This is a genomic window from Sulfitobacter sp. PM12 (assembly GCF_045586035.1).
Taxonomy (GTDB): Bacteria; Pseudomonadota; Alphaproteobacteria; order Rhodobacterales; family Rhodobacteraceae; genus Sulfitobacter; species Sulfitobacter pontiacus.
Window position 1 is genome coordinate 1 of record NZ_CP151535.1, and the last position, 12,069, is coordinate 12,069.

Annotated in this window: 13 protein-coding genes; 8 read left to right on the forward strand and 5 right to left on the reverse strand. The window is 58.1% G+C overall.

Going from position 1 to position 12,069, the window contains the following annotated elements:
* The first annotated feature begins 428 nt into the window (after positions 1 to 428).
* A complete protein-coding gene (gene mobQ / locus AADW22_RS18585; protein WP_407474930.1) occupies positions 429 to 1,715 on the forward strand; it encodes a MobQ family relaxase in 1,287 nt (428 codons plus the stop codon).
* Here the strand turns inward: mobQ and AADW22_RS18590 are convergent.
* Both AADW22_RS18590 and AADW22_RS18595 read right to left on the reverse strand, forming a co-directional pair.
* Positions 1,705 to 2,043, reverse strand: a complete 339-nt coding sequence (locus tag AADW22_RS18590; RefSeq protein ID WP_407474931.1) for a hypothetical protein — start codon at positions 2,041 to 2,043, stop codon at positions 1,705 to 1,707. The genes mobQ and AADW22_RS18590 overlap by 11 nt on opposite strands.
* Before the next feature lie 173 nt (positions 2,044 to 2,216).
* A complete protein-coding gene (locus AADW22_RS18595; RefSeq protein WP_407474932.1) occupies positions 2,217 to 2,753 on the reverse strand; it encodes a hypothetical protein in 537 nt (178 codons plus the stop codon).
* Positions 2,754 to 3,238: 485 nt separating this feature from the next.
* Between AADW22_RS18595 and AADW22_RS18600 the strand changes: the two genes are divergently transcribed.
* From AADW22_RS18600 to AADW22_RS18610, 3 genes are all read left to right on the forward strand, one after another.
* Positions 3,239 to 3,859 (forward strand): ArdC-like ssDNA-binding domain-containing protein, encoded by a 621-nt coding sequence (locus tag AADW22_RS18600; RefSeq protein WP_407474933.1) that lies wholly within the window; start codon positions 3,239 to 3,241, stop codon positions 3,857 to 3,859.
* A protein-coding gene (locus tag AADW22_RS18605; protein WP_184584799.1) for an IS3 family transposase occupies positions 3,741 to 4,930 on the forward strand; the annotation gives its coding sequence in 2 pieces (ribosomal slippage) (positions 3,741 to 3,993 and positions 3,993 to 4,930; 1,191 coding nt in all). The genes AADW22_RS18600 and AADW22_RS18605 overlap by 119 nt, the downstream gene beginning before the upstream one ends.
* Before the next feature lie 30 nt (positions 4,931 to 4,960).
* A complete protein-coding gene (locus AADW22_RS18610; RefSeq protein ID WP_407474951.1) occupies positions 4,961 to 5,398 on the forward strand; it encodes a zincin-like metallopeptidase domain-containing protein in 438 nt (145 codons plus the stop codon).
* A gap of 218 nt (positions 5,399 to 5,616) precedes the next feature.
* Here the strand turns inward: AADW22_RS18610 and AADW22_RS18615 are convergent, their stop codons facing one another.
* Positions 5,617 to 6,765: a Shedu immune nuclease family protein gene (locus AADW22_RS18615; RefSeq protein ID WP_407474934.1), complete on the reverse strand. Its 1,149-nt coding sequence runs from the start codon at positions 6,763 to 6,765 to the stop codon at positions 5,617 to 5,619.
* A gap of 83 nt (positions 6,766 to 6,848) precedes the next feature.
* On the opposite strand from AADW22_RS18615, the gene AADW22_RS18620 reads away from it, so the two are divergent.
* Positions 6,849 to 7,532 (forward strand): HEPN domain-containing protein, encoded by a 684-nt coding sequence (locus tag AADW22_RS18620; RefSeq protein ID WP_407474952.1) that lies wholly within the window; start codon positions 6,849 to 6,851, stop codon positions 7,530 to 7,532.
* 86 nt (positions 7,533 to 7,618) lie between these two features.
* Here AADW22_RS18620 and AADW22_RS18625 read toward each other — a convergent pair.
* Positions 7,619 to 8,376 (reverse strand): IS5 family transposase gene (locus tag AADW22_RS18625; RefSeq protein ID WP_407474935.1). Its coding sequence is split into 2 segments (ribosomal slippage): positions 7,619 to 8,040 and positions 8,040 to 8,376, totalling 759 coding nucleotides; the frame shifts between segments, so codons are not numbered across the junction.
* 618 nt (positions 8,377 to 8,994) lie between these two features.
* A complete protein-coding gene (locus AADW22_RS18630; RefSeq protein ID WP_407474936.1) occupies positions 8,995 to 9,597 on the reverse strand; it encodes a TetR/AcrR family transcriptional regulator in 603 nt (200 codons plus the stop codon).
* 137 nt (positions 9,598 to 9,734) lie between these two features.
* On the opposite strand from AADW22_RS18630, the gene AADW22_RS18635 reads away from it, so the two are divergent.
* The 3 genes from AADW22_RS18635 (at position 9,735) to AADW22_RS18645 (ending at position 12,065) form a co-directional block, all read left to right on the forward strand.
* Complete coding sequence (locus tag AADW22_RS18635; protein ID WP_289084284.1) at positions 9,735 to 10,241, forward strand: YkgB family protein; 507 nt, start codon at positions 9,735 to 9,737, stop codon at positions 10,239 to 10,241.
* 69 nt (positions 10,242 to 10,310) lie between these two features.
* Positions 10,311 to 10,583 carry a glutaredoxin 3 gene (gene grxC, locus AADW22_RS18640; RefSeq protein ID WP_289084285.1) on the forward strand — a complete coding sequence of 91 codons (273 nt, stop codon included), beginning with the start codon at positions 10,311 to 10,313 and terminating at the stop codon, positions 10,581 to 10,583.
* A gap of 24 nt (positions 10,584 to 10,607) precedes the next feature.
* The gene (locus tag AADW22_RS18645; protein WP_407474937.1) at positions 10,608 to 12,065 is read left to right on the forward strand and encodes a dihydrolipoyl dehydrogenase; all 1,458 of its coding nucleotides are present in this window, start codon (positions 10,608 to 10,610) and stop codon (positions 12,063 to 12,065) included.
* The last annotated feature ends 4 nt before the right edge of the window (positions 12,066 to 12,069 follow it).

Here is a 12,069-nt window from a genome sequence, read left to right on the forward strand (position 1 = left end):
CCCCTTCCAAACCATCCCAGCCCAACCTCAGCGGTTGGATCGCGTCCCGCAAGGTCGCGCCAGCGTCTCGCCCGATGCCCCACGGTGGGGGCCGGTCTGCCGCTGGCGTCTCCCTTGTGGGAGGTTCGCGTCGTCGGACCTGACGGTGCTGACACGAACCGGGTTTGCCCACGGCAAACCGCCAGTGATCTGTCCCCATATCTTGCCCCCCATGAGGCTGGGGATTTGGGGACAGATCACTGGCAAGCCCACGCCTCAGAGAGCCAGAGGCTCACTTCGGGCGTGCTGTCTTTTCCCATCAGACCGCGCCGGTTCCGGACGCACTCTTGCGGAGAAAAGACGGCTGACCCGGCGGCCCATGTCGGGGCATGGGCCGGGGTCAACAGCGGCGCTCGGGCGTGCCCGCATCACTGGCGAGGGGAGGGCGCATGGCCAGCTACCACCTCTCCGTAAAGACGATCAAACGCAGCGCCGGACGCTCCGCTACGGCGGCAGCCGCGTACCGTGTCGGGGAGCGCATCGAGTGCCAGCGCGAAGGCCGTGTCCACGATTACACCCGCAAGCAGGGCATTGAGGAGACCTTCATCCTGACCCCGAAGGACGCCCCGGACTGGGCCACGGACCGGTCCCGCCTTTGGAACGAGGTCGAGGCTTCCGAGACCCGCCGCAACTCTGTCACCGCCCGCGAGTGGGAGCTGGCCCTGCCGTCCGAGATCAGCGCCGAGGACCGCTCGCAGATCACCCGCGACTTCGCCCAGGAGCTGGTCAGCCGCTACGGTGTGGCCGTCGATGTGGCGATCCATTCGCCGCACCGTGAAGGCGATCAGCGCAATCACCACGCCCATGTTCTGACCTCCACCCGCAGGCTTGAAGCCGGGGGTTTCACCGCCAAGACGCGCGTTCTCGATTCCGCAAAGACCGGCGGCGTCGAGATCGAGCAGATGCGTGGCCTATGGGCCGAATTGCAGAACCGCGCGCTGGAGCGTGTCGGGGAAGTCGAGCGTGTCGATCACCGGTCGCTTGAGAAGCAGCGCGAGACGGCGCTGGATCGTGGGGACAAGCTGAAGGCCGAGGAACTGGACCGCGACCCCGAGCTGAAGCTGGGGCCAGCGGCCAATTCCATGGAGCGGCGCGCGAAAGCTGTGGCCGAGCGTCAGGGCCGGGAATACGTCCCGGTCACCGAGCGCGGGGCCGTGGTCCATGCCGCCCGCCAGGCCCGCGCCGCCTTCCGCGAAATGCGTGAGCGGCTGGATATCGCGCGGGAGACCTACGGCATTGAGCGCGAGGCGGGGCAGGGCCGTGTTTCCGCCGGTCTGGCGGCGCTCAGGGCCGCGACCGCGAAAGATCGCATCGGGCGCACGTCAGATGATATCCGGGAGCGGTTGTCGCAGGTTGTGGGCCGGTCACGGGACCAGGATGACACGCCGAAGCCGGAAGGTCGCAATTATGCGCGGGAGCGTCTGAAGGAAATCATGGAGAAGGACGCCGGGCGTGACGGCCAAGCCGCGGTTCACAAGCTGGATGGTCACAGCGAGTATGATCTGGGCGAGGACGCCGGGCGCGAGGCGCGCAAGCCGTCCGTCAACGAGCGGTTGAAGGACGTGCTGAACAAGTCGCGTGAGAAGCTGGAGATCGAGGACGAGCGCGAACAGGAAAACGATCAGGAGGTCGAGAAGGATAGGGACATCGACCGCGATTCAGGCCTCAGTTACTGACGAGACGATGAGAAGTCGTTTCCCCGTTTTTCATAGGAATGCTCGCCTGTGCGAACCCAATGCCGACGAGGAACGATATAACTCCAGTTGCCGTCTTGAACTCGCGCACCCTGATCGCATTTTGCGTCACGCGCGTTCTGGCAGTGACGAGGATTTTCTCCTGACCGTCGTTTCCGACCGTTCGCATGATCCACATGCCGTACCAGCTTGGTCCCTTGCGTTCAGGATCGGCTTTGCACAGCACTTCGACTGTGTGTCCCTCCTCGGCAAGCGCCCGAAGGCCTTGTTCGGTGGTCACGTTTAGTTCGAGGTCAGTCGTCTGGTTCATCGCATGCACTGAGAAAAGGAGAGATAGTCTCTTTGTGGCGGAATCCAGTAAGGCGTTCAATAGTATATTATTGGAACGGCGTGCATTTTGAGAACGTTCCCGGCTGCGACGATGGCGGGTGTGTCATTCCGTTCGATGGAAAGACCTAGCCGATCATGTAAGAAATTGCGGGATCAGTTAGCGCCGGGCATGTTTGCCCATGATAGCCGGAGATTGTTGCCCGCTCTTTTGGGCAAGTTGGCCCGCTTCACGAGACGTCCCGAAACTCCAAAGTTGTCGTCTATCTTCACGATGAGCAATTTGCTGAAGTGCCTGTCGAGACGCACACTGGTTTTTTCTTTGCTGTTGATCGGCGAGATTGTTTTGATTTCAACGAAGTCGTTTCCCAATCTACCATCGGAGCCTTGGGCATGGTTCTTGTGAAGTTTGATCCCATACATGATCGCACCGAAAAGCTCACCTATATCGCCGTAAACGTTGAGGTGCTGTCCAGTGTCACAGAAATAGGCCTCTGCAAGCGTCAAAAGGTCCTGAAAGTATGGAACCAAAGTTGGATCAGCGTTCGGATATTTGAGGCGCAGTTCGGCCTCGCGCTCAAGTTCAGCGAGGCGGCTGAATTTGGTTTCTTCTGGATCGATAATGCTATCCCAGCCAAGCCATTCGCCATCAATCCAAAATGCGTTGTCTGGCCCCAGTACATCGGCTGTCATATGAAACTCCCGTGCAGGATCAGTACCCTAAGACTTTGGAAATATTATGACCGCTCTTCGTTTCAGTTCCAGCCAATAAAATCGATATAACTCGGTGATCCCGGCAGTGTGCCGGTCTCGCTTTGCGTGATAGACAGGGCTGGGGATCGACGGGCTGACGCCCGCTCGCCCCAACCCTGACAGTTTCCATATCCTGTTGATCCGCCTGCCATCCCGGCAGGTCCGAGAAAACCGGCAAGCGCCGCCCCAAGGCGTCGGTTCCGGTCGAGAATTCCGGTTCCTCCCACGCGCAGGCGCGCGGTTCCCTCCCAAATTCACGCCCTCCACCCGGTTGTCACGGCCCCGCCAGGCCGCAGGACGGGCTTTGCCCTTACCTGCTCTGCCCTTCGGAATGCATGGGCATTCCAAAGATCAGAACAGGAAGGCCCGCCCATCGGCGGAAAGGGAAAGAGACCCGGCCCGCGTCACTCTAAGGAGGGTCACAAATGACCGCAGAGAAGTTTGACGTTTATTCCCATGTCACCAATCAGATCATCGCGCAGATCGAGGCGGGGACGCCGCCTTGGCGCAAGCCGTGGACCGGCGGAGGAGGAGGGGTCAGCTTGCCGGAACGGTTCAATGGCGAAGCCTATCGGGGCATAAATATTCTGATGCTTTGGACCACGGCGATGGCTAAGGACTACAGCTCAGCACGCTGGATGACGTTCAATCAGGCCAAACAGCTTGGAGGCCATGTCCGCAAGGGCGAGAAATCCGCCACGGTCGTGAAATACGGCACCGTCGAGCGCGAAGACGAGAACGGCGAGGAACGTAAGATCCCCTATGCCAAGGCCTACCGCGTGTTCAATGCCGATCAGATCGAGGGTTTGCCCGAAGAATTCTACATCCTGCCCGATCCGCCCCGTGATCTTGGCACCGTGGCCGTGACCTGCCACGGGATTTTTCCTCCACCGTCGATTAGAGTCCGGCCCAACTTGAGGACGGACAATGAAGCGAACGAGATTCACGGACGAACAGATCATCGGCATCCTTGGCGAGCACGAAGCAGGCGCAAAATGCGCGGACTTGTGCCGCAAGCACGGCATGTCGGAAGGCACCTTTTATAACTGGAAGGCCAAATTCGGCGGCATGACGGTGTCTGAGGCCAAGCGGCTGAAGACGCTTGAGGATGAGAACGCCAAGCTGAAGAAGCTGCTGGCCGAGCAGATGCTCGATCTGGCTGCAATGAAGGAACTGGTTTCAAAAAAGTGGTGACGCCTGCCGTGAAGCGCGAGGCGGTCGCGCATCTGAAGGCCCTTCTCGGGCTATCGGAACGGCGGGCGTGCCGGATTGCCGGGGCGGACCGCAAGATGGTCCGCTACCAGGCTAAGCGTGCGCCGGACACGGTTCTACGCGGTCGGTTGCGGGATCTGGCCAACGAGCGTCGACGGTTCGGTTATCGGCGGCTCTTCGTGCTGCTGCGCCGCGAGGGCGAGCCCTCGGGTATCAACCGGATCTATCGGCTTTACCGCGAGGAAGGGCTGGCGGTGCGCAAGCGAAAGGCCCGACGCAAGGCTGTCGGGACACGGGCGCCAATCTTGGTCGAAGCACGGCCGAACGCACGTTGGTCATTGGATTTCGTCCACGACCAATTCGCCAGCGGCCAGCGCTTCCGGGTGCTCAACGTGGTCGACGATGTCACCCGGGAGTGCTTAGCGGCAATCCCGGATACCTCGATTTCGGGACGGCGTGTGGCACGCGAGCTGACGGCCTTGATCGAGCGGCGCGGAAAGCCTGGCATGATTGTCAGCGATAATGGGACCGAACTAACCAGTAACGCGATCCTGCGCTGGCGTTCCGAGCACCGGATCGAATGGCACTACATCGCGCCGGGCAAGCCCATGCAGAACGGCTTCGTCGAAAGCTTTAACGGGCGGATGCGCGACGAGCTACTTAACGAGACCATGTTCCGCAACCTGGCACATGCCCGCGTCGTGATCCCCGCATGGGCCGCCGACTACAACACCGAACGCCCGCATTCGGCCTTGAATTACCAGACCCCGGCCGACTACGCGCGGACCCTGACCACCGCGATCGCCCGCCCCGCTACGCGAGATGAAAGCTCCGCGTGTCGGGCGATTGCTCAACCTGCGCCAATCGGCGTAAACATCAATCGGGCTCAAGTCACAGCTGGATGAGAGTTCCGTGGCAGGTCAGCCGATCCCGAGCTGGAGGCATTCTTTGCCGCGACCGGCGCGCAGATCGACGTGACCGAGGAGCCGCGCGCCTACTACAACACCAAGACCGACCGCATCCACATGCCGCCGATAGGCACATTTTACCGAGCCGCAGGATATTTTGGCACCTTGGCCCACGAGACAATCCACTGGACAGGCGCGAGGAAGCGGCTGGACCGTTTGGGCCGGTTCAACGACCGCAAGGCCTACGCGTTCGAGGAACTGGTCGCGGAGATTGGCAACTGCATGCTTTGCGCGCAGATTGGGGTAGAGCCTGAATTCGACCAGAGCGCCGCATATGTCGAAGGATGGTTGGAGGCGATGAAGGAAGACAGCCGCGCGATTTTCCGCGCCGCGTCTGAGGCGCAGAAAGCCGTGGATTATATCATGGAGCGCACCGCGCAGGCCGACCGGATGGTCGCCGAGTAACAGCCCGCGCCGCCGCAATGATCGAGGCCCCCGTCAACAGGCGGGGGCTTTTGCGTTCTGGCGTGATCCAGGTGGTGGGCGGTTTCAGGGTGACCTGTCGGGGGGCAACCTGAAGGCCACCCGCCGACAGGCCCGGCGCTTCGCGCGGACGCCCCAAGGGGCGGATGCACTACGGTTGTGAGTCCTTGGACACAAAGTCAGCTTCATACTTCACTTAATCAATCGCTACGCAGTATGAACGCTGCTCGCTCGTGCAGTTCGTCAAATGTTAGGATGTCGATTGTGCGGCATTCGCGCCGAAACAGCTCGAACGTATCGCGCATGATCTGTGCCTCGCATTCATCTTTGGTAAATTCCTTCCGGGAGCCAATGATTAGCACTGATTTGGCATTTCGTGTCCGAGCTGCAAGCTTGTCTCCGTCCTTGTTCCAGTGGTCACCGCTCTGAGCAAATGACAACCACTCCGCCTTCTGTTGGATGATCTGTGATACCGCGCTTGTGAAATCTGTACTGAATTCCCATGTCCCGGCCCGGCCTCCCTTCGACGGTTTGAAAATCTTGGTGTCAGGTCGCTTAATCTCGACAAGGACCGTGTAGTCTGTGAACGTACCGAGGAAATCAACAATCGGCTTGTTCCGGTTATCAGTCCCGCCACCGCTTCCAACTACCATCTCGCGCCCGAATTGGCGCATGATACGGTAATCGAGTCCGTATCCAAAAACCCACTGTTCGCGCTCGAAAAAATCCTGCCAATCTGTTTCCGCCCAATCACCAGCTTTCAGACGATCCGTGAACACCTGCAGCCCCTGTCGGCGTCCGAGCAGTAGATTGACTTCATCTGATGTTAGAGAGCCGCGTAATGCTTCCAGAACAGCTTCGCGCTGTCCGGTATCCATCTTTCGTACCTGCTCGACAACACCTCGCTCAGAGGCGTCAATGATGGCCTTCGGGCCTTCTCCCTGAGAGATGTCCTCAATCTGGAAGTTTTCTTCGTTGGAAAGGTCCACAAACTTGACTTGGTGAAGGAAGGCCAAAAGCCGTTTGAGTTCGTCCCCACGGAAGGTAAACTCGTTCTCCTCGTAACCCTGTATCCAGTCATTTTTCCGAGACTGATAGGTCTGCAACGATACTCGTCGCACCTGCTGATCATCCTGCGACACCAAAGCCGTAACCTGCGTCTTTCGCTTTTCTCCCGTCAGTCGCAAACACATCGCACCTTCAATTTCTCCGAAATGAAGACTGTCCGATCCTTCCATGACCATTCGTACATGCCGGAAGCGCTCTACGTGTCTTTTATCGAACTTGAAGACCTTGGAAATATAGGTCTTTCCTGATTTGCGAAGCTTGAAAAAATTTGCATCATCCATAGCCTGCAGAGTGTAGGGACAATCCGTGTCGGCACAAGCTGGTAACTTTTCTAGAATTCATAGGGAGAGAAAATTTGCGCACAATGGACCCCGCTCGCGTACGTGCCTCCTTCGATGCGCAACTGACGGAAGCGATTGCATTCTACCACACCGTCAACGCTTCATTGCATTCCGCCGCAGATGTTACTCGCTTGAGTGCGTCAACGATGATTTCGGCCGCCACGTTGTGGGAGAGCTTTTTGAGCGACTTAATCGTGGCCTACATCAACCGCGATCCCAGCCAGTTTGCTATTCACCTGCAACACGCTCTCAACCAAGACTTAACGGACAAGCAAAAGCAAATCTTGAACCGATATGCCCCGTACAAGGCTCCAACCAGCATTGATCGAGCGACGATCATCTCGCTCATCGACAACAACGGGAACAACATCACGTTCAGCAATGCTCAAGCTCTGAAGAAAGGTGTGAAGCGATGGATCACCACAGCCAACATGGCGGGCATATCCGCCCTCACCGGGCAGCAGATGGCCATCATCAATCTTTGGATTGCCCTTCGAAACCATATCGCTCATGACAGCGAGAGATCGAAGGTGGCTCTGCAAGGAGCAGTGTCCCATGGCGCCTTGCACGGCACCGGCCTACACCGCGCTCAAAACGCCATCCATACTCCCGGTGTTTATCTGAAGTCGAAGCACCACCAACCGATTGGGAATCCTCGTATCGAAGAAATTCTTGGCCACATGCAACAAATCGCTGCGGCTATTTGACAGCAGCTATGTGAATGTGCGCCTGAAAGACGTACTCAGCAAGCCGCACCGAGAAAATAGTATAATAGACTAGGGCCTGTGGACATTCACTTTGATGCAATCAGTGTTGCGGCCAAGTTCCAGCAAGCGGCATAGCTACAATCCGTTTTATCGTACCGAGTGGCTATAGCTCTGAATTCCTTGACCTTTGCGAAGTAATTCTCCACCAGATGCCGCCATTTGTAGATTTCCGCGTCAAAATCGCGTTGTATTTTACGGTTGGCTTTGGGAGGGATCACAGCTGTAGCGCCGCGCGCGTCGAGGTCTTGTAAGAGCCAGTCCGCATCGAACGCCTTGTCCGCAAGCAGTGCGTCAAATGAAACACCTTTGATCAACGGCGCGACACCTTTCATGTCATGCGCTTGCCCGGGCAGCAGCAAGAAGCGCACCAGATTTCCGAGCCCATCCACCAACGCCACGATTTTCGTCGTCAGCCCGCCGCGCGAACGCCCAATGGCCTGATGTTGAGTCCCCCTTTTGCGCCGGTTGCCTTTTGGTGAACCTGAACTATCGTACCGTCAATCAGTGCATATTCGAGGTCTGGGTCTTTGCTCATGGCATTGAAAAGATTATCGAATACGCCCGCCTCGGCCCATCGGCGAAACCGTCGGAACTGACTGTTCCAATGGCCAAAGGTGGGCGGCAGGTCGCGCCACGGCGACCCGGTGCGCACCCGCCAGAAGACCGCTTCCAGAAACAGGCGGTTGTCCTTTGCAGTGGCTCCAGCATCGCTGACCTTACCCGGAAGATGTGGTTCAAGCCGCTGCCACAACATGTCCGACACTACAAACCGTTGCTCGTTCATTCAAACCTCCATTTTGGAAGTTTGAATCAGAAATTAGGCCGGATGGGAATCCTGAATGTCCACAGGCCCTAATTTGATTGAAAAATTTTGAGCATTCTGCGACTGTAATTGCCAGTATATGACGTCAGCGTTGGTCGAGGGCGAGTAATGGCTACAAAGCATGACTTGAGCTTGTTTCCGAAGGCCGCCCACTTCCGTGAGATGGCTGGGATTTCTGTTTCGGAACTTGCCCGCATGCTAGGAGGCAGGCCGTCGATATCGAGCATTAGCTGCTGACCTGAACGCTATCGACGACGCGAGTTTCGTTCACCGTGCGGCATCTGCAATTTACAGGGCAACTTGGTAGGTCACTTTGCAGCCAAATTCCGGCAAAAGGGTTCGTTTTGTTGCGCCAAAAACGGTGGATTCCGCCGGTGACAAAAACGCATGAGTTTTGACCGCCGAGTGCGGCATAGCGGGCCTTCACCGATGACCTGTTCACTGTCCGCTGTGCGGGACGGCGTGAACTTTCGCTGCAGTTGCGCCAATGGCAGCTTTGGAAATTTAATGGCGTCAAAAATAGTCTTTGCGACGCCCTAGCACTGTTGGGCAAGGGCGTCCGTCTCGGTGTGTTCAATTCTACTGGAGTTGAGTTACCTGTTTGAGCTCCTTTATCACCTGATCTTTTGTAGCCAGCATCAGGTCAGCGGTTTGACCCGCGCGCGACATGACGCGCAGACCGGAGTAAACCGTCAAAACAATCTCTGCGCGCACTGCGATGGTTTCGGGCGACATTTGCGGCAAGGCTTCGGACAGTGATCCAACGATGCTCTTGCGCATCTTGTCATAGCCTTTCTGGACTAGCGCGCGCGTTTCATTGTCGTGGGATGCGCGATCCGCGGCGGCATTGCACAGGAAGCAACCGCGCAGGTCATTGTAGTCGCGCACCGCGATGATCGGTGAGGACAGGAATGCGTCAATTCGTTCAAGTGGAGCTAGGTCTTTGGAGCAAAGCACGGCCACCGCCGCATCGACCATCAAGCCTTCATAGTGTTTCAGAGCCTTGAGATACATCGACTGCTTGTTGCCAAACGCTTTGTAAAGGCTCGCCTTGCCAAGGCCTGTCACCGAAGTAATCTCGCTCAGGCCGGTCGCTTCATATCCGTTTTCCCAAAACAGCCGCATAATTTTCGAAAGCGTTTCATCGGGATCGAACTCGCGTGGTCGTCCGGGTTGCTGCATCTGTAATATTCCTCGCTTAGGTGTGAAAAAACAATTGTTGACCAATCGGTCTCTAATTGCTAATTCTGCGTCATAGGCAAAGACGCCGCACACTTATACCTAATTAAAGACCGATTGGTCAACAAAGGAGATCCAACATGTCCGACACAACTTACTCCCCCGCGAACGCCTCGGAAGAACTGAACGCGCTCGGCGACAGCATCAGTAACGCGGGTGTTCAGGGCCTTCGCTTCACCACAGCGACTGTTCTGGGCTGGATCGGGGCGATGAAATTCACCGCCTACGAAGCCGGAGCTATCGAAGGGTTGGTCGCCTCAAGTCCGCTGACCAGCTGGCTGTATAGCGTGTTCAGCCTGCAAGGCGCGTCCAACCTGATCGGCGCGACCGAGATCGCCGTTGCCGCGCTGATCATCGCAGGGGCGAAGTTCCCCAAGGCGGCCCTGCTTGGCGCGCTTGGTGCGGTTGTCACCTTCCTCGTTACAGCCAGCTTCCTGTTCACAGCGCCTGTGACCGAGCCAAGTCTTGGCGGCTTCCCGGCACTGTCCGTTGTTCCCGGCCAGTTCCTACTCAAGGACATTGTGCTGCTGGCGGCTGCTGTCTTCCTTGCCGGAGATGCTCTGAAACGCATCGCTCGCGAAAGCTGACGACCGTGCGCCCCGGTCTTTTTTAGGCCGGGGCGTAACCCCGATAATTTCAAAGCAAGGTCACGAGGCATGAAACCCCAAATCGTTATCTACACCAAGGATTACTGCCCCTTTTGTAAGGCAGCCAAGGCACTCTTGACCGGCAAAGGCGTCACGTTCACCAACTTCGAGATATCCAACGATGATAACAAACGCGCCGAGATGATCGCGCGCGCCAGTGGCCGCACAACCGTGCCGCAGATTTTCATCGGTGACTTCCATGTCGGCGGTTATGATGACCTTGCCGCGCTGAACAGCGCCGGTGGTCTTGACGCGTTGTTGCGGCCTGCGACTACTGCATAAGCCCCCATAAAAAAGGACGAAGCAATGCAAGACTATGATTTAGATGTCGCCATTCTGGGCGCGGGCACGGCAGGCATGGCCGCCTATCGCGAGGCGATCAAACAGACCGATCGTGTGGCACTAATCGACGGTGGCCCACTGGGCACTACCTGCGCGCGGGTTGGCTGCATGCCGTCCAAGTTGCTGATCGCTGCTGCTGACGCCGTCCATGAGGCACGCCACACGACACAATTCGGGGTGCATGTGGGCGATATCTCAGTCGATGGCATTGCCGTCATGAACCGGGTCCGAAGCGAGCGGGATCGCTTTGTCGGCTTTGTCAACGAAGCGGTTAACGGCTTCGACTCGCGTCACCTGATCCGACAGAACGCTACATTTCTAAATGACAACACGCTTGCCCTGGCCGACAGCACCCGGCTGACGGCGCGCACCGTGATTGTTGCCACCGGCTCGCGCCCGATCATACCGCCCCCGTTCGAGGCGGCCGGGGATCGTTTGATCATCAACGACGATGTGTTCGACTGGACAGACCTTCCCCGCGCGGCGGTTGTGTTCGGGGCTGGTGTCATCGGGCTAGAGTTGGGTCAGGCTCTGTCACGGCTTGGCGTGCGAGTGCATCTCTTTGGCCTTGGCAATGGTGTTGGCCCGCTCAGCGACCCGGATCTTGTCGCCTATGCGCGCACGACCTTCGCCGGAGAGTTCAGCGCGCATTTCGACGCCGATACAGAGATCAAACGCGACGGCGATGAGGTGGTCGTATCGTGGACCAACCGCAACGACCCGTCTGATGCGGGCGAAGAACGGTTTGACTATCTGCTGGCCGCGACCGGGCGCAAGCCGAATCTGGACAAGATCGGCTTGGAGAATACGTCGCTTGTCCTTGACGCCCGTGGCACACCCGAGATTGATCCGATGTCGCTGCGCGCAAAATCCTCGAACGAGGGTGTGTCCTCGATCTTTGTGACCGGAGACGCGGCTGTAGACCTGCCCCTCCTGCATGAAGCCGCGGATGAAGGCCGCATCGCGGGCGAGAACGCCGCGCGCTACCCCGAGGTCTACCGGCGCGCGCGCCGCACTCCGCTGGGTGTGGTGTTTTCGGACCCGCAGATTGCCGTGATCGGCCAAGGCCACGCGGCTTTGACAAAGGCGGGCGTTGATTTTGACTTTGGCGAGGTCTCTTTCGAAGATCAGGGCCGCGCCCGTGTCATCGGAAAAAACGTCGGTCTCTTGCGGGTCTATGGCGAACGAGACTCCGGGCGGCTGCTGGGGGCGGAGATCATTGGCCCGGCAGCGGAGCATCTGGCACATCTACTGGCCTGGACCATCGAGAGCAAGCTGACGGTGACCGAGGTCTTGCAACGTCCCTTCTATCATCCGGTGATCGAGGAAGGCCTGCGCACGGCTCTGCGCAATCTGGCAGCAGCCCTCGAATTTGGTCCCAACCCGCCATTGCGTTGTATCGACTGCGGACCAGGTGGCTGAGGCG